Raw genomic sequence first — 17,856 nt, forward strand, 5'->3', positions numbered from 1 at the left:
TGATTTTCCAACTTTAAGTTAAACTGAGTCTATTTCGTTATGCCATTATCGACTTTAATTGTATTACCACTATTTATCTTAACTATCACCTTAGCTTCGTTTTTTAAACAAAAAAAATGGCAACTACTTACCATCATCTTAATGACTGTCATCATTGTGATGGAACTGACTTCAATTTATTTTAGTGGTGGATTTATTGATTATCAGTTTTACGTCAACTTAAATGTAAATGATATTATTGAAGGTTTATTCATCTTCAAACTACAAGCGCTTTTGGTGATAGTCGTCTTTTTAGGATTAGTCTTCATCCTTAGCAAATTAGCTAGCTTATTTCGCAATAAATGTCGATTGCTATGGCGTTTACCATTAGCCGTTATCGCCATTGCCTCTATTAGTTATCATAATGGTCCAATTAGTCGCATTTATGAGATCTATCAAGTCACTTGCGCACCAAAAGCAACCTTTGAACAAGCTTTACAAGCGCTAAACATGAACGATTATGTTGCAAAATCTCAAATTAACAGCCAACAAGGCAAAAATATTATCGTATTATCATTAGAATCTTTTGAACAAGGATTTTTAGATTTTGCTGATATCACTCCAAATTTAAGACAGCTTAAGCAACAATATACCTTCTTCCCTAATATGCCAATGAGTGCGGGAAGTACTTGGACCACTGCCTCGATGTACACCTATATGACGGGAGTACCATTTTTAATCGGTGAACACTCTACATCCCCCTTAAAAAACGCCAACTCCACCCAATTGGTCACCTTAGGTGATGTTCTAAAACAAGCTGGCTACCAAACTCGTTACGTGATGGCAGGTCCTGAATTTGCAGGCATAGGTCATACTGCGGAAGTGCTTGGCATGCAAGTTGTATCCGATAAGACCTACCCGGGCAAATACCCGAATGCGCCATTTGGACTATACGACAAAGACATCTTAGAGATCGCCAAACTGCAAATACAAGAGATGAAAAAGACTGACAAACCTTTTGCTCTTTTTATCTCGACCGTCTCAACTCATGCACCAAATGGTTTTCATGATGATCGCATGACTGCTGTCATCAGCCCTAAACAAGACAACATGTCTTTTGTGGCTGCATCGCTCGATTACAACTTAGGACAATTTATCGACCAGCTAAAACAGCAAGGCATGCTAGACAACACGGTGTTCTACATCTTCCCTGACCATCTAATGATGGGTGCGGGCACTGAAACTGTTAAAAAGTTATCGGAAAAAGAGCGCAAACTCTACTTATTAACTAATGCGAGTATTGATGATCTTCAAAAATCCCCTAATCAAACCATTTACCAAATCGACTTACCTAGGTTGATTTTAAATGGTGCGCAAATTAAAACCAATGCAAAATTTTTAACCGACTATTTAATTGCTGAACAGTTCGATAAAAAACAGTTTATTGAACAACATAAAGCAAACATCGCCACTTTAAATAATGCAGCACAAGAGCAAAAATGAACGTCGATACCTTAATTTTAGTCATCACCATTAGCTGTTTAGGCATGATATCACCCGGACCCGATTTTTTTCTGGTGTTAAAAAACAGTTTAAGCTACCCGCGAAAAATGGCATTAATGACCTGTTTAGGGGTAATTAGCGCCATCGCCATTCATATGTGTTATTGTGTGGCCGGCATTGCCATGTTAATTAGTGCCACCCCATGGCTTTATAACACCTTACGTTATGCCGGCGCCGCTTATTTGTTATGGATAGGTATTAAAGCCTTACTAGCTAAGAGTAGTGGCACCACCTATGTCACCAAGCAGACTCAAGCGATTAATGTCACGGCTAAAAAAGCGTTTATGCAAGGATTGTTATGTAACATACTAAACCCGAAAGCGACGCTGTTTTTTTTGGCTATCTTCACCCAACTTCTGAATGCTAACTCAACCATGATGGATAAATTTATGGTTGCGTCTATCATTTGGCTTGAAGCCTTACTTTGGTGGCCATTGGTCGTATTTATCTTCCAGACCCAAGTCGTCCAACGTCGATACTTTAAATTGCAAGCGGTTATTGATAAGTTATTAGGGGTGATATTGATTGTACTTGGGGTTAAAGTGGCGTTAGGGTTTTAAGGAGTTGAGAAAAACTGTCGCTCAACTTTTTAGTGACTAGCGTTCAGATATTTAATTCTTTGCTAACTATATTCCCAACTTAGACAACAACTAGCACAGGGGGGGTTACACAAACCTTCTGTACATATTATCAATATCGTCCTGATACTCATCTGGTCAATACCATCTTTACTATGTACAGATGTTCAAATTCTTTGCAGAAAAATTTGTCCATGCACTGACCATGCAAAGCAATGCACGCTAGGCTTGTTAAGAAAATAGGAATTTAGCATTTACACTTAGTCGTTATTGGCCAAATTTTGCTGTTCAAAATCCCATTCTTCAAATTATTTATCAAATGGAACTCTGCCTACACGGCATAAATCCGATTCAACATCATATCAGCATGAAATGAGTATTTTTAAACGGCCTATGCGCTAGTGAACGCGCTACTAGTTTATTAATATCTACGCTTTCATTACTAAACTACCTGCACGGCATAAATCTCAACTAAATACCATCCTCCATCTTTTTCGTATTTTTAAACTGCCTACACTGTAATAAACACATTATACCCTCACCAGCGAGTTTGAATTGCTTTTGGGGCAATAGATGATTATTTTATTCTTGTGCACAGACCTTCTGCGTTTGTTTTATATACATATCTATTTTTGTTATCAGTATCTCTTTCCATTAAAAAAAATTCTTCCTTAATGAAGTATTGATTATCACTTTTTTTAGTCATTAATGTTGTAACTTTTAATGAGCGAAATCCATCGTCACGAATAACATCAGTTTTACCCGTATATCTATTATCTAGATCTATGTATACCCAATCTTTAGAATTATCTTTTTTTGAGTATAGTTTACCTTGGTCTAATTTATATTCCTTTACAAAAATAATTTCACCATCTTTTGCATAATCAGAAAGTTTTCCATTCTCATTTTTAGCAAAGAATTTTTTTAATTTACAATCCCACTTTCCAACCAAAAACTCATTAGTAACTTTACCACCACTATCATCATCACAGCCAGACAATGCTAAGCAAACTAAACACAACAACGCTATTCTTTTCATACCCTCTCCTTTTTAAGTAATGGTAGGTTATTTAAAATATTTGAGCAATAAAAAACCGCCCTAGAGCGGTTTATCAGGATTTTGATTGTGAATAGCTAGCTTCCTTCAGCAGAGAAGATGATTTAGGAATTAGCGTTTGGAACGGTATCTTTTTAAACTGCCTACACGGCATAAATCTTTCTGGAAAAATTCGGCATGCCAACGGCAGTTTTCTAAACTGCCTACACGGCATAAATCTAGGAGGCGTATCAACTAGCGCTCATACAAAATTTCTAAACTGCCTACACGGCATAAATCGACAATGAATTTGTCCGATTGGCGCATGCTGATTTCTAAACTGCCTACACGGCATAAATCTAACACAGTTAAATCGAAATCTTGAATCCAGATTTCTAAACTGCCTACACGGCATAAATCCTAAAGCGAGTTAATCACTGCTCGCTCGGACATTTCTAAACTGCCTACACGGCATAAATCCAGTTGTTTCTGTTGAATCGGTGCGTCAGCAATTTCTAAACTGCCTACACGGCATAAATCGTTGATCCTTTTGTTTCTCCTCAAACTGGGGATTTCTAAACTGCCTACACGGCATAAATCTACCGAATCTACGTGTGATAACTCGTGACGCTTTTCTAAACTGCCTACACGGCATAAATCTAGAACCAGTCATACTATAAATCTTGTTTGCAAAAAGACAAAGAGTAATTTTAGTCATAAAAACCCTTTTTTAAATCATTTTCTAATATGTTGATTTTTAATGTTTTTATTTTTGTTCAAAAAAAAGGGTTAGCCATAGGGTATTTTCGGTTTCAAAATTAAGATCCTCAACTTTTTTACACAAGGTGTTTATTGGCTAGTGTATACTTCTGTAAAAGTAGATATCGATTTATTTTTTGCGGCTTTTCAATCAGGACAACCAATAATCATCGCATTTTATCAATTAAAAATTTATACCGAATTTATTTACGCTACTTCTAGTAATAAACGCTTATTACTTTCTACCCTTTTTCTAATTAATTTTCTAGTTTTTGCTTTTTATTCTAAAAGCCTTTTGAATATTGGATAGTTAATTGTTAGACTAGTTATAATTCGATTAATAAAATCGGTTGGTCGATTAAAATATTTTAAGTTTTAAATCAATGGGCGATTGAAAAATGGATAAATTGTTACAATATGGTCGAGAGTTACTTGAACTTGAGCTTCATGAGGCACAGAAATTGCCGGCTCGGCTTGGCAAGGATTTTGTTAAGGCTTGTCAGTTAATTTTGTCAACCAAAGGCAAAGTTGTGGTGTCAGGTATTGGTAAATCTGGGCATATTGGTAAAAAGATAGCTGCATCATTAGCCAGTACAGGTAGCCCCGCATTTTTTATGCATCCTTCCGAGGCATTACATGGTGATTTAGGTATGGTAACCGAAAACGATATAGTGATTTTAATTTCTTATTCAGGACGAGCTAAGGAGTTTCAATTTATCTTACCGATCCTTGCAGAGATGAATATTCCAGTTATCGCCATTACTGGTGGGCTTGATTCACCGTTAGCCTTAGCCGCACAAGCGGTGTTGGACATTTCAATCGAAAAGGAAGCTTGCCCAATGGGACTAGCACCAACTTCTAGTTCAACTAATACGTTATTAATGGGGGATGCACTAGCCATTGCGGTTATGCGAGCTCGTGGTTTTAAGGAAGAAGATTTTGCTCGTTCCCATCCTGCTGGCAGTTTAGGTGCAAAATTATTAAATCATGTAAAAGACATTATGCGTAAGGGAGATTTAATTCCTAGCGTTCCACAATCGGCAACGGTACTTGATGCGATGTTAGAATTAAGTCGAACCGGTGTAGGATTGGTTGCAATATGTCAAGACGGTAATAAAATAGTCGGTGTTTTTACTGATGGAGATTTACGCCGTTTGTTATTAAAACATGGTACACTACAAGATAAGATTATCGATGTGATGACAAGTCCTGGATATCAAATACCTGAAACTTGGAAAGCAGTCGAGGCTTTAAAATCATTTAACGATCATAACATCACAGCTGCACCAGTGGTAAATAACCACGGCGAATTAGTTGGTGCACTGAATATTCATGATCTGCATCAAGCGGGTATTGGTTAAACGATTAGTAAATACCTGTTGCAAAAAGGGGCTATCTATTGAGATAATTACCGACCTAAATTTTTGTCGTTAGACGGAGATCCAAGTAAGTTACACAATTCAGTACTGAAATGATTGATTAATCATTTCGTTATAAATTGATATTGTGTTGTAAATTTTAACCAAAATTAATAGATGATGAAATTACAATGGCAGAAAAGCGAAATATCTTTCTAATTGGCCCAATGGGGGCAGGAAAAAGCACAATAGGCCGACAAATTGCACAACAGCTAGGTATGGAATTTTTTGACTCTGACCAAGAGATTGAAAAACGCACCGGCGCAGATATAGCATGGATTTTTGATTTAGAAGGTGAAGACGGATTCCGAGCCAGAGAGGAAAAAGTCATTAACGAATTGACTGAAAAACAAGGAGTAGTACTTGCAACCGGTGGTGGTTCGGTTTTATCTAAAGAGACGCGTAACCGTTTATCAGCACGAGGTATTGTAGTTTACTTAGAGACTACAATTGAAAAACAGATGGCAAGAACCCAAAAAGATAAGCGTCGTCCTTTATTACAAGGTGGTAATACCCCCCGTGAACTTTATGAAGAATTAGCCGAAGAGCGTGATCCTCTTTATGAAGAAATCGCTGATATTACGATTAAGACTGATGAGCAAAGCGCTAAAGGCGTTGCTGGATATATCATTGAAAAAATAGAACAAATCTAAAAGTTTCAATTTTTTCAAATCAGCTAACCATAAAGCAATCAACCTTTTGATAGGTTAAGGAGTTAACATGCGTGTAGATAAAGATGATCGTTATATACCAGAACAATCAAATAAAAAGTCTACGCTCTCATTTAATATTTCCACTTTTTTTCAGCAATATTCGAAAAAAAAGTTGATTGTTATGGGGTTAGCTTTGATCATTATTGTTTTATTGCTTAGTTTAATGATATTTCGTTCATTAAAACCTAAAACACCAACACCTTTGACGCCACCTGAAATTAATGGTGTTTCATCAACTGAAGTAGCGGATACAATCAGCAATGAGCAAGCAAATGATGGTATAAAAAGCACACAAATTGCTCAGACAACAAGTCCCGCGTCTAACAACAGGGAGCGAGCACCTATTGATGATGTTAATGGGCAAGCTGAGACTAATGGTATAACAAGTATGAGTGGTCATGGTCAAAACCATTTGCCCGCAAAGAACGCTAAACCAAACTCGCCCACAACTGACATTAGTACTATTCACAGTAGTGGGTCATCTAATAATGATGCCACTACTAACAAACCTCAAGATCTAAATAGCAGTGATCATAAACCTGTTAGATTGAGTTCAGACAATGATGTCAAAACAGGCAAAAATTCAACTTCAATTGCCAATATTAAAGAAACTCAATTTTCTATTCAATTAAGTTCATCAAGTTCAATTGATGGATTAAAAGAATTAGTAAAAAAACATAATTTAACTAATTACCAAATTTATGAAACCAAAAGAAATAATGATAAATGGTACATTTTAGTTAATGGTACATATGATTCTGCTGACGAAGCCAGAAAAGCAATTAAATCTTTACCAAGTGAACTACAAAACAATAAGCCTTGGATTAAATCTGGCGCTACAATTAATAAAGAAAAATCAGCAAAATAGGAGTTTCCTTTGAAGAAGCGACGAGCCTTTTTAAAATGGGCTGGAGGAAAATATGAGCTTGTGGACACAATTAAGCAGTATCTACCAGAAGGAGAACAACTTATTGAGCCCTTTGTAGGAGCTGGCTCAGTTTTTTTAAACACAAACTTCAAAAGTTATATTTTAGCTGATATCAATCACGACCTAATTGCGTTATTTAAGTTATTGCAATCTAATCCTGAACAGTTTATTAGTGATCTTAAACTATTATTTAATCATCAGAACAATCAAGCTGAGGCTTTTTATCAACTTCGTGAAGTGTTTAACTACAGTAAAGATCAATATTTACGATCGTTGTTATTTGTTTATTTGAATCGACACTGTTATAACGGTCTATGTCGCTATAATAATAGTGGGCTTTTTAATGTACCATTTGGACGTTATAAAACGATCTATTTTCCTGAAAGGGAGCTTAACTATTTTGCTCAAAAAGCACAAAAAGCTGAGTTTATTTGTACCCCTTATCATGAAGCAATGAAATTAGCGAAGCGTAATTCCGTCATTTACTGTGATCCACCTTATCTTTCACCAAATGAATCAGCAGGTTTTACCGCTTATTATTCTAATAATTTTGGCTACGAAGAGCATATGCGATTGTCACAATTGGCTGAAAATATCGCTTATAAAAAAGATATTCCAGTACTGGTGTCAAATCATGATACTGAATATACCAGAACGTTATATAATAAAGCGCGCCATCTTTACCGAGCAGAAATGCGACGCTCAATTAGTTGTGCAGGCGAAGGACGCAAAAAAATTGATGAAATATTAGCCTTATACCAAAAATAACCTATTTTGCGTATAAGGTTTTATTAGTAGAGGTATGTTATGAAAGAGTTTATTATTGCACCGTCGATATTATCCGCTAATTTTGCTCGCCTTGGTGAAGATACGCAAAAGGTATTAGACGCTGGCGCCGATGTTGTCCATTTTGATGTAATGGATAACCATTTTGTACCAAACTTAACTATGGGCAGTATGTTTTGTAAGGCGCTTCGCGATTATGGTATTACCGCTCCAATCGATGTTCATTTGATGGTTTCCCCTGTTGAAGATTTAATTACTTCATTTGCCAAAGCTGGCGCCACCAATATCTCTATTCACCCTGAGGCCACTATTCACCTTGATCGTTCTTTGCAGTTAATTAAAGATCATGGTTGTACGGCAGGGATTGTACTTAACCCAGCAACGCCGTTAGATCATTTAGATTATGTAATGGATAAGGTTGATATTATTTTACTAATGGGCGTAAATCCTGGTTTTGGCGGGCAATCGTTTATACCGACTACGCTAAAAAAATTACAACAAGTTAAACAGCGCATTGTCGAGTCTGGTAGACAAATTCGCTTAGAAATTGATGGCGGGGTTAAAGTTGATAACATCGCAGAAATTGCTAAAGCAGGCGCAGATATGTTTGTTGCAGGTTCAGCGATATTTGGCCAACCTGATTATAAAACTGTCATCGATGCAATGCGTAAAGAATTAGCAGGAGTTAACCATGGCTAAGTTAAATGATATTCAAGCCATCGCCTTTGATTTAGATGGAACTTTAGTTGATAGCGTGCCGGGACTTGCCTTAGCGGCACAAAAAATGTTAGCAGATTTAAAGTTAGCGACCGTAACTAATGATCAAGTAAAAAACATGGTGGGTAATGGCATCGAAGTGATGCTTGAACGAGTTTTCAAAGCGGTTGAGACCAATCCAACAAAAGAATATTTTGCTGAAGCTAAACAGATATTTAGCCAGCATTATGATAAGGTTATGGATGAACAGACAACCCTGTTTCCTCATGTAGAACAGACCTTAAAAACCCTTTATGAAAATCATTACCCTTTAGCTTTAGTAACCAATAAACCAGCGCAATTTTTACCGGCGCTATTAACGTCATTAGGTATTAAAGACTATTTTTCATTGGTCCTTGGTGGTGGCGATGTGATTAAGTTAAAACCACACCCTGCCCCACTTTATCAAGTTATGGCAACGTTTGGATTATTTAGCGATCAGTTGCTGTTTGTTGGGGATTCAAAGAATGATATTACTGCTGCTAAAAATGCCCATTGCCCAACTGTGGCGTTAAGCTATGGTTATAACTATGGGATCTCAATTGCAACTAGCGAACCAGATTTTTTATTTGACGATTTTAAAGAAATATTAACCCTGTTACCTCAGCCAAAAGCTGATGCCAAAAAATAATGAGTATAAGTTAGGAATAAATTATGAGTAAACCAATTGTATTTAGTGGCGCTCAGCCATCAGGAGAACTAACATTAGGCAACTACTTAGGTGCTTTAAAGAATTGGGTGTCTTTACAAAATGAATATGATTGCGTTTATTGTATCGTCAATCAACATGCGATCACAGTCCGTCAAGATCCCAATAAGTTGCGTAAAGCGACACTTGATACACTAGCACTTTATTTGGCGTGTGGTATCGATCCACAAAAAAGTACTATTTTTGTTCAGTCACAAGTGCCGGCACACGCTGAATTAGGCTGGGCGTTAAACTGCTATACCTATTTTGGTGAATTGAGCCGTATGACACAATTTAAAGATAAGTCATCTCGTCATTCTGAAAATATTAACGCTGGACTGTTTGATTATCCGGTGTTGATGGCGGCTGATATTTTGTTATATCAAGCTAATTTAGTTCCTGTTGGTGATGATCAGAAACAACATCTTGAATTATCACGTGATATTGCTCTGCGCTTCAATGCACTATATGGGGATATATTTACCGTTCCTGAACCGTTTATTGCCAAAGTTGGCGCTCGAGTAATGTCATTACAAGATCCAAGCAAAAAAATGTCTAAATCTGATGAGAATCGTAACAATGTTATAGGGTTACTTGAGAATCCAAAAGATGTTGAGAAAAAGATTAAACGAGCGATGACCGATTCAGACGAGCCACCAGTTGTGCGTTATGATTTAAAAAACAAAGCGGGGGTATCGAATTTGTTAGACATCTTAACAGGTATCACCGGCAAGCCAGTTGCTGAACTTGAAAAAGAGTTTGAAGGTAAAATGTATGGTCATCTAAAAACCGAGGTGGCAAATCAAGTGATTGATATGTTAACTGGTTTACAAGCAAAATATCATCAGTATCGTGATGATGAAAATTATCTTCTTTCAATTATGCAAGAAGGTGCACAAAAAGCTCGCGCTAAAGCAGAGCCAACGTTGAAAAAAGTTTATGATGCAATCGGTTTTGTATAATTCCAAATAAGATTGCCATTATACGAAATAACATCGATCGGCTTTAATTGATAATTACAGTCACATTTTTGACAATAAATCATATTAAAGCCTTTTTGATTATAATAGGTTAGTTATGAAAATTATTATTCTTGGTGCCGGCCAAACCGGTAGTGCACTTGCTGAATATCTAGTAACTGAAAAGCAGAATGATGTGACAGTCGTTGATGAAGATCATGATAAATTGCAATCTTTGCAAGAACGTTTTGATCTCCGAGTCATTTGTGGCAAATCGTCTTATCCGCAAGTGTTAGAGAGCGCTGGAGCTGAATCAGCCGATATGTTAGTTGCCGTGACTAACTCTGATGAAGTAAATATGATGGCTTGTCAGATTGGTCATGTAATGTTCAATATTCCACAAAAAGTTGCCCGAATCCGCGCCCCTGAATATAACGATGAAAAATACCCATTTTTTAATAAAGATTGTATCAATATTGACCACATTATCGCTCCCGAAAACTTAATCACCAATCATATTAGCCAATTAGTACAATATCCTGGCGCGCTTCAGTTTGCTTCGTTTTATGATAATCGGGTCTGTTTAGTTGCAGTAACCGCTTATTATGGTGGCGCCTTAGTTGGAAGTGAACTGTCAGAACTGAAAGAACATTTACCGCATGTCGAAGCGCGGGTGGTGGCAATTTATCGTAAAAACCGCTTTATTCGACCGATTGGTTCAACTTTAATTGAGGCTGGGGATATGGTCTATTTTATTACTCCTCCTCTCAATATTAAAGCTGTAACCAGTGAACTACAAAGGTTAGAAAAACCTTATAAGCGCATTATCATTAGTGGTGGCGGTGGCATAGCTGTCGCTTTAGCTAAGCGTTTAGAAAACGATTATCAAGTTAAATTAATCGAACGCAATGCTGAAAAAGCCGAATCAATTGCTGAGCAACTTATTAATACAACGGTATTACATGGTGAATCATCAGACCAAGAGTTATTATCGCAAGAGCAAGTGGAACTCACCGATCTGTTTGTGGCAGTCACCAGTGATGATGAAGCCAATATTATGTCATCCATGCTTGCCAAAAGAATGGGGGCAAAAAAAGTCATCGTGCTTATTCAACGCCAAGCCTATTTAGAGTTGATCAATGATAGTGTGATTGATATCGCAATCTCACCACAACATGCCACTATTTCAGAGCTATTAAGTCATGTTAGACAAACCGGTGTGGTTAAAGTGGTCTCACTACGTCAGGGTGAGTCAGAAATTGTCGAAGTGGTTGCCAATGGTGAGGCAGAAAATTCAAAATTAGTGAGTAAAAATATCAACAGTCTAAAATTACCATCAGGTGCGACTATTGGTGCGGTGGTGCGTGGCGAAGATGTGATTATTGTTAACACCGATTTGATGATAGAAAATGGCGATCACTTAATCATTTTTTTAGCTGATAGACGAGCCATTAGTGATATAGAAAGATTATTACAATAGCTTGTTTAAATTATAAACTCAGTTCATAATAAGAGCATTTTTTACAAATTGGTTTTTGACTCGGGGTGTTTTTTGTTATTGCAAAAAACTGAGATTTTACCCGTTGAACCTGATCTGGATCATACCAGCGTAGGGAAGTCTTAGTCTTAATTGCTCGTTTTGACATATTCTTCCCTTAACATTACTAATTAGATAAGGATAGAATATGTCGGCCATTAAATTATTCCCAAGCCATGATGCCATCCCCTTTATTGAGCAAGTTCACCTACAACGACCATTAATCCATTGTATTACTAATGATGTGGTCCAGAATTTTACCGCTAATGTTCTATTGGCGATTGGCGCTTCGCCGGCGATGGTAGTTGCCGAGCAGGAAGTTGAAGACTTTGTTACCGTAGCTAGTAGTTTGTTAATTAATATTGGTACGATCGATAACCAAAGTGCCAAAAGCATGTTATTAGCTGCCGCGAAAGCAAAACAAACACAAACCCCTTGGGTACTTGATCCGGTCGCAGTTGGTGCGGCACTGAAATACCGCACTGACATTGCCAAACAACTTTTAACCTTTTCACCCTCAGTTATTCGTGGAAATGCTTCCGAAATTCTAGCTTTAAGTGGTCAACAATCATCATCTAAAGGACCAGATGGACTTGATTCTACTGATTCGGCATTAAATGCTGCAAAACTATTGGCCGAAAAATATCAAACCGTTGTAGCTATAACCGGCGAGATTGATTATGTCACAGATGGCAAGCAAATTTATAGCATTAGTGGGGGGGATATCGCGCTAACCCGAGTAACTGGTACAGGTTGCTCATTATCAGCGATGGTGGCCGCATTTATCGCCGCTAGTAAAGATCGTTTAACTGCAACCGCCTCTGCTTGTTTTATGATGAAAAAGGCCGGTGAACTCGCTAACAAAAAGTCAGGTCTAGGCACTTTTGCTATGGCAATAATTGACCAACTTTCCCTATTTAAGCAAAATCACTAATAAGGATATTTGATGAAAAAGCAACTGGATTTAACACTCTACTTAGTGCTTGATCCGCTACTATGTGGTGGCATAAATGGCATGGTTAATACCACAAAAATTGCTGTAGAAAATGGTGTTACCGCGGTGCAATTACGCTCAGAACAAGACTACTCAGGTAAAAATTGGTATCAAGCCGCCCTAGCGTTAAAAGAGGTATTAAGCAATACTCCAGTGCCACTATTGATTAATGATCATGTCGATATTGCTTTAGCCATTGATGCCGATGGTGTTCATGTTGGACAAAGTGATCTACCGGTCGAAGTGACCCGCCGCTTAATTGGTAATGATAAGTGGTTAGGACTTTCGGTTTCCAATTTAGTACAACAGGAAAGTGTTCCTTGGCAATTGGTCGATTATCTGGGCATTGGCCCAATCTTTCCAACTACTACCAAAAAAGATGCCACAACAGCAACAGGTATTGACCAATTGACAGAACTGGTTAACACCAAACAGTGCCCGGCAGTAGCTATTGGTGGCATAGGAGTAAATAATTTAACCGAAGTGGTACAAACAGGTATTGAAGGTATTGCGGTAGTTTCCGCAATTTGTGGTCAAGCGGATATTGCTAAGGCTACATCTGAACTAATAAAAAAAATAAGACAAGCAAAAGAGGAAATAGGAATATGACAACAGTTGCATTAACCATAGCCGGTAGTGATCCTAGTGGTGGTGCTGGTATTCAAGCCGACCTAAAAGCATTTTCTGCACTTGGCGCTTATGGCATGTCGGTAATTACCGCATTAACCGCGCAAAGTACCCAAGGTGTTAATGGCGTGCACGCCGTTCCACCTGAATTTGTCGAAGCACAATTTAATACCCTTTATCAAGATATCCATATTGATAGCGTGAAAATTGGCATGTTGATGAATGAAGAGATTGTCACCTCGGTTGCTCACCTATTAAACGCTAATCCTATTGCTAATATTGTGCTTGATACCGTAATGATTGCCAAAGGCGGACATCCATTATTAAAAGCAGATGCCATTTCAGCTATTCGAGAGCTGTTATTACCATTAGCGACCGTCATAACCCCTAACCTTCCTGAAGCAGCTGCTTTACTTGATTGTCAGGAGGCTAAAAACGAAGATGAAATGCAACGACAGGGTTATGAGTTACTCAAATTAGGCTGTCAGGCAGTATTAATGAAAGGCGGGCATTTGCCAAGTCAAGAAAGTCCTGATTATCTAATCACTGACAATAAAATTACCAGAATGACTTCAACGAGAATCGCCACTAAAAATACCCATGGTACAGGTTGCACCCTCTCTGCGGCAATTGCAGCATTGTTACCGAAACATAATCTAGAAGAAGCAGTTAAACAAGCCAAAAACTACCTACAAGGCGCTATTGAGCATGCGGATAGTTTGAAAATTGGTAAAGGAATTGGACCTACTCATCATTTTTATCAATGGTGGTAACTACAAATGTTCAATTTTAGTAACTAACCATTTATTTTACTAAAAATTTTATACAAAATAGTAATAAAAATGTGATTAAATAAATTACTAATTAAGTTTTCTTTTAAATGAGATAATGTATTTCGAAACAATTTTAAATTAATTTTTGATAAGTATTAATTTATACTCTGATAAACATTGAAAAAATATTAAATGGAATTAAAAGATTATAATAATATGGTTTATATAAAATATCTTATCTCTATTGTTTTGCTTTTCCCATGCTTGGTATTAGCAATTGACTTAGATATTCTTAAAGCAAATATCGATAAATATGATGTCGAATTAAATTTTAAAAATGGCCGTGATCTCGATATTCTCATTAAGAATGAAGAAATTAACAATATCGAGTTATTACAGAAAAGATCGACAGATGATTTTTACTTTAAAATGTTACTTTCCTATAAAAAAGGTCAAGGATTGAAACCTACTGGTTTAAATATTTATAGTAAGAAAGATGGACAATTATTTCAAACTATCAATAATTTAGAAGGGTTTGACTTTTTGGGTGAATATTCAATAGGTGCGGTTAACCATATTGATGATAGCTATCGCTTTGCTCCAGATTATTTTGACCATAATGGAATAGAAATCGACTATAATTTTGATGGTAATTATAATGATTTTTATATAGCCAGAGCAGTAGATGATATGGAAGACGCCCCCATCATTTATCGTTACTATTCTTATGATAACAAGAAAAATAAGTTCATTTATCTCAATTTAGATGGTCGTTATATCGATTTTGATTCAAGTAAAAAAATAGCAAAAAGAAAAAAAATTTGTGAAATAAATAACTATTCCGCAGTTATTTTAAATGAAACTTATCGATTCAAAGTAGAAAGCAGCAACTATACTTTAACGAATTCAACCTGTACTTATAAAGAATATGAGTCTTTTAGAGGTGTTGAAGGACAATCTTTTAAAATTTCTCGTCAATGTTCTCAGAAAGAAAAAAATTTTTGTATTAAAGAAAACGAACTGGATAAAGATTTTGATTAATCAGTTATAAAATATAACATTAAATTATTTTTATAAGCGTTACTAAATAGCAAATCGCATTGCAATATTATTAATATTGAGAGTAATAAGCAGTGGTGTTTTAGCTGAACACTATATTAACTAAAGACACATTTATACTTCATCAACAACCCAAATCGATGAAGTATATGAAAAACCGTTTAATGTCCTGTTTAATATAGCCAATTTATTGGTTGTGAGCATCATCTAATAGTTAGGCGATCATTATAATCGCCTAAAGTTTAGTGATGCTAAATGTCTTTAATATGCAATACCTACAAACTCAAATCCGGCTTCATTGATTGCGGCAATTGCTGCTTCTTGCGAAATAGTACCACCTTCAATATCAACCTCACGCTTGGTCAAATCAACAATAACTTTAGCTTTAGGATCAATATCATTAATTGCTTTAGTGATGGTTTTAACACAATGTTGGCAACTCATATTATCAACTATTAATTTCATCATTAACCCCCTTTTGGTTATTAAATAATTCCAGTTGGTTATGCCGCAAAATTAGGGTATCCCCTAAATAAAATTGCTTGCTAAGTAAAGCAAATATATTACGCCAATAAGCCGACAAAAAAAATAAAAAAATAGCCCTGTTTTATACTTTATTGCATGATCAACTTGAGTCAATAATTGAATCAATACTTCGTTATTATTTGATATTATTGAAATTTGAATAATGTTTTTAGCAGTTATAAGCTTATCAAGATCGATTATCTTTTCATCTTCATAATCATCAATATTTATATTTAATTCATTATTAAGTTGATTAATAACTTTACTCTCTAATAGAGAGGCAAAATTATCCTCATCAAGAGTTAACTCAATCAAATCACCATCCACACAATCATTGAAATCTAGACGCTCCATTGCACTTTTATTTACCGGAACGGATATATTTCTCATACTATTTATTCTTTTTATATTAAAATGAGTTACCTTAGTTCTGAAAAACTTAATTATAATTTTATTCACAGATGATTTCATAAAGTGTATCTGGCGGGGCTTGATATTTTGCAAAATCAGCATGAATAACGTCTCGCATTTCAGCGAACTTTATTTTTTTTATGGTTTGAATTTGATCGCATTCATTTATAGAAACTACCATCTTTGATGCATGGGTAATTTTAATCATGTCAATCAATGTATTAATGAGTATATCTAAGCGTTCCTTAGGATCCGTAGGAAAACCAATATCTATATTTGGTGCATATTCATCATAACTGGTTAAATAAGTAAATATATTATCATTGGGAATTAAATAGTCAGGGTAATGAACTAACCAATCTTTGGAGATTTTTTCTATTCCCAATTTGCTATTTTTTATATAGTTAGATAAGCTTTTTAATTTATTCTGACTTAATATTGGTTCTATATAGCCATAAACAAAGCTAGACATATTAACTCTCCTTTTTAGTATTATTTATCTAAAATCCAATCACTTATAGGCTTACCACCTTTATCAAAATGATTCTATAATCTTTATTTTTAAATATGTTACTTTTTTCGTAATAATAAGTAATACTTCTAGAATCCTCTGCTTTTAGCCGATAGGGATTTTATGCAGGTCAGGTTGTATTGGTTAAAGTTGAACAAGACCAAATGATTATCAGGCTTGCTATACAGATCTAGAAAATAATAAAAGGATCCTAGTTTTTAGGTTAGGATCCTAAATTTTTAAGCCATATCTATTCATTAATTGCTTCTATTACATAATGATCTTTAGCGACAATTTTGAATATTACATTATTATTCCAAACACCACTAAAACTGTAACAATTAAAATTTTTAGGATCTTCATCTGAAAAATAGTCTAGAGTCATGGTTTTAAACGCATCATCTTTAGAAATCGTTAAATGCGATAATTCCTCACCCTCAACACTAAATGATTGAATAGCAAGTACCTCATAAAACAACAATGACCACTTTTGTTCTTTCCAATCCTGAAAAACTACATTTAAACCTTGTAAATCAGAAGTGAACCTTAATATTTTTCCATCTGATATTTGTAATTCATTAAGCTGCATAACTATTTTCCTGGATGTCTCTCATTTGGTAAAAATCCTGTCCCATGTCCTGGCTTATAATCTTCAGGTTTTATTTTCTGAATTGCATTTTGTCTTTTAGCTTGATTCCAAGTTAAATTATCAGGTTTTACCTCTATATGGTAATGCTCTCCATGATGTCGAGGATTAAAGATCCCTTCATCAACTGGATAACTTTCATAGCGGATCCTTGTACTACTATTAGGCTCCCAGACCATTCGAGTTGTACCATGCTGTGTTGTTGTCACTTTAGGGCTAACACCTAAAGCATTGGTTAAATCATTTGGATTTGATGGAAATCTATTTGATGCACTATTTACAGCATTCTCATTTACTACATGCTTATCAAAATTACTGCTTTTATTAGCCTGTTGATTTGCTGCATGATTATTATTTATATTATCCTTTGTTTCTTTATAATCACCAAATCCTTGCTCAACATTATTTTTACCATACTGATTTTCAAAATATTCTTTGTCTAGATACGTTAGGATATTGTCATCCGGCATTCGAGTTCGGAATAATCGCCCAGCCGGGTCATAATCAAAATATTGACTACTAAACCCTTGATGCTCCTGCGTAATACGACCACATTTATCATATTGCCACACCAAAGGCCATTGCCCATCATCAATCTCCGATAAGCGCC

At 35.8% G+C, this 17,856-nt stretch carries 20 protein-coding genes, 1 CRISPR repeat array and 1 riboswitch; of the genes, 14 read left to right on the top strand and 6 right to left on the bottom strand.

Annotation, left to right across the window (positions count from 1 at the left end):
• Positions 1-39 precede the first annotated feature (39 nt).
• Both DKK79_RS10340 and DKK79_RS10345 read left to right on the top strand, forming a co-directional pair.
• Positions 40-1,482, top strand: coding sequence for an LTA synthase family protein (locus DKK79_RS10340; RefSeq protein WP_110423991.1), 1,443 nt, complete (start codon positions 40-42; stop codon positions 1,480-1,482).
• Positions 1,479-2,102 (top strand): LysE family transporter, encoded by a 624-nt coding sequence (locus DKK79_RS10345; RefSeq protein WP_110423992.1) that lies wholly within the window; start codon positions 1,479-1,481, stop codon positions 2,100-2,102. Before DKK79_RS10340 ends, DKK79_RS10345 begins: the two co-directional genes overlap by 4 nt.
• 595 nt (positions 2,103-2,697) lie before the next feature.
• Here the strand turns inward: DKK79_RS10345 and DKK79_RS10350 are convergent.
• On the bottom strand, positions 2,698-3,159 hold the full coding sequence (locus DKK79_RS10350; protein ID WP_110423993.1) for a hypothetical protein: 462 nt from the start codon (positions 3,157-3,159) through the stop codon (positions 2,698-2,700).
• A gap of 148 nt (positions 3,160-3,307) precedes the next feature.
• Positions 3,308-3,816: direct repeats of the CRISPR family, unit length 29 nt; unit sequence ATTTCTAAACTGCCTACACGGCATAAATC.
• A gap of 497 nt (positions 3,817-4,313) precedes the next feature.
• On the opposite strand from DKK79_RS10350, the gene gutQ reads away from it, so the two are divergent.
• The 12 genes from gutQ to DKK79_RS10415 all read left to right on the top strand — a co-directional run bounded on the left by gutQ (position 4,314) and on the right by DKK79_RS10415 (position 15,135).
• Entirely contained in the window at positions 4,314-5,276 is a 963-nt protein-coding gene (gene gutQ, locus DKK79_RS10360) for an arabinose-5-phosphate isomerase GutQ (protein WP_110423994.1), read from the top strand.
• A gap of 188 nt (positions 5,277-5,464) precedes the next feature.
• Positions 5,465-5,986, top strand: a complete 522-nt coding sequence (gene aroK / locus DKK79_RS10365; RefSeq protein WP_034883898.1) for a shikimate kinase AroK — start codon at positions 5,465-5,467, stop codon at positions 5,984-5,986.
• Positions 5,987-6,053: 67 nt separating this feature from the next.
• Positions 6,054-6,914, top strand: a complete 861-nt coding sequence (locus DKK79_RS10370; protein WP_110423995.1) for an SPOR domain-containing protein — start codon at positions 6,054-6,056, stop codon at positions 6,912-6,914.
• Positions 6,915-6,923: 9 nt separating this feature from the next.
• Entirely contained in the window at positions 6,924-7,742 is an 819-nt protein-coding gene (locus DKK79_RS10375) for a Dam family site-specific DNA-(adenine-N6)-methyltransferase (protein ID WP_034883901.1), read from the top strand.
• Between the two features lie 39 nt (positions 7,743-7,781).
• Complete coding sequence (rpe, locus tag DKK79_RS10380; protein WP_034883902.1) at positions 7,782-8,459, top strand: ribulose-phosphate 3-epimerase; 678 nt, start codon at positions 7,782-7,784, stop codon at positions 8,457-8,459.
• Positions 8,452-9,147, top strand: coding sequence for a phosphoglycolate phosphatase (locus tag DKK79_RS10385; protein ID WP_110423996.1), 696 nt, complete (start codon positions 8,452-8,454; stop codon positions 9,145-9,147). The genes rpe and DKK79_RS10385 overlap by 8 nt, the downstream gene beginning before the upstream one ends.
• A gap of 23 nt (positions 9,148-9,170) precedes the next feature.
• On the top strand, positions 9,171-10,166 hold the full coding sequence (trpS, locus tag DKK79_RS10390) for a tryptophan--tRNA ligase (protein ID WP_034883904.1): 996 nt from the start codon (positions 9,171-9,173) through the stop codon (positions 10,164-10,166).
• Positions 10,167-10,281: 115 nt separating this feature from the next.
• A complete protein-coding gene (gene trkA / locus DKK79_RS10395) occupies positions 10,282-11,643 on the top strand; it encodes a Trk system potassium transporter TrkA (protein ID WP_110423997.1) in 1,362 nt (453 codons plus the stop codon).
• 51 nt (positions 11,644-11,694) lie between these two features.
• Positions 11,695-11,796, top strand: a riboswitch (TPP riboswitch).
• A 52-nt stretch (positions 11,797-11,848) separates the two neighbouring features.
• Positions 11,849-12,634: a hydroxyethylthiazole kinase gene (thiM, locus tag DKK79_RS10400; protein ID WP_110423998.1), complete on the top strand. Its 786-nt coding sequence runs from the start codon at positions 11,849-11,851 to the stop codon at positions 12,632-12,634.
• A 12-nt stretch (positions 12,635-12,646) separates the two neighbouring features.
• Positions 12,647-13,303, top strand: a complete 657-nt coding sequence (gene thiE / locus DKK79_RS10405; RefSeq protein WP_110423999.1) for a thiamine phosphate synthase — start codon at positions 12,647-12,649, stop codon at positions 13,301-13,303.
• A complete protein-coding gene (gene thiD, locus DKK79_RS10410) occupies positions 13,300-14,094 on the top strand; it encodes a bifunctional hydroxymethylpyrimidine kinase/phosphomethylpyrimidine kinase (protein WP_110424000.1) in 795 nt (264 codons plus the stop codon). The genes thiE and thiD overlap by 4 nt, the downstream gene beginning before the upstream one ends.
• A gap of 192 nt (positions 14,095-14,286) precedes the next feature.
• Positions 14,287-15,135, top strand: a complete 849-nt coding sequence (locus DKK79_RS10415; RefSeq protein WP_110424001.1) for a hypothetical protein — start codon at positions 14,287-14,289, stop codon at positions 15,133-15,135.
• A gap of 279 nt (positions 15,136-15,414) precedes the next feature.
• On the opposite strand, the gene DKK79_RS10420 is transcribed toward DKK79_RS10415, so the two are convergent.
• The 5 genes from DKK79_RS10420 to DKK79_RS10440 form a co-directional block, all read right to left on the bottom strand.
• A complete protein-coding gene (locus DKK79_RS10420) occupies positions 15,415-15,621 on the bottom strand; it encodes a heavy-metal-associated domain-containing protein (RefSeq protein WP_110424002.1) in 207 nt (68 codons plus the stop codon).
• Between the two features lie 60 nt (positions 15,622-15,681).
• Complete coding sequence (locus DKK79_RS10425) at positions 15,682-16,137, bottom strand: hypothetical protein (protein ID WP_110424003.1); 456 nt, start codon at positions 16,135-16,137, stop codon at positions 15,682-15,684.
• Entirely contained in the window at positions 16,130-16,561 is a 432-nt protein-coding gene (locus tag DKK79_RS10430) for a hypothetical protein (RefSeq protein WP_110424004.1), read from the bottom strand. Before DKK79_RS10430 ends, DKK79_RS10425 begins: the two co-directional genes overlap by 8 nt.
• A 289-nt stretch (positions 16,562-16,850) precedes the next feature.
• Positions 16,851-17,189: a hypothetical protein gene (locus DKK79_RS10435; protein WP_086360162.1), complete on the bottom strand. Its 339-nt coding sequence runs from the start codon at positions 17,187-17,189 to the stop codon at positions 16,851-16,853.
• Positions 17,190-17,191: 2 nt separating this feature from the next.
• Positions 17,192-17,821, bottom strand: a complete 630-nt coding sequence (locus tag DKK79_RS10440; protein ID WP_110424005.1) for a hypothetical protein — start codon at positions 17,819-17,821, stop codon at positions 17,192-17,194.
• Between the last annotated feature and the right edge of the window lie 35 nt (positions 17,822-17,856).

It is taken from the genome of Gilliamella apicola, assembly GCF_003202915.1.
In the GTDB taxonomy this organism is placed as follows: Bacteria; Pseudomonadota; Gammaproteobacteria; order Enterobacterales; family Orbaceae; genus Gilliamella; species Gilliamella apicola_Q.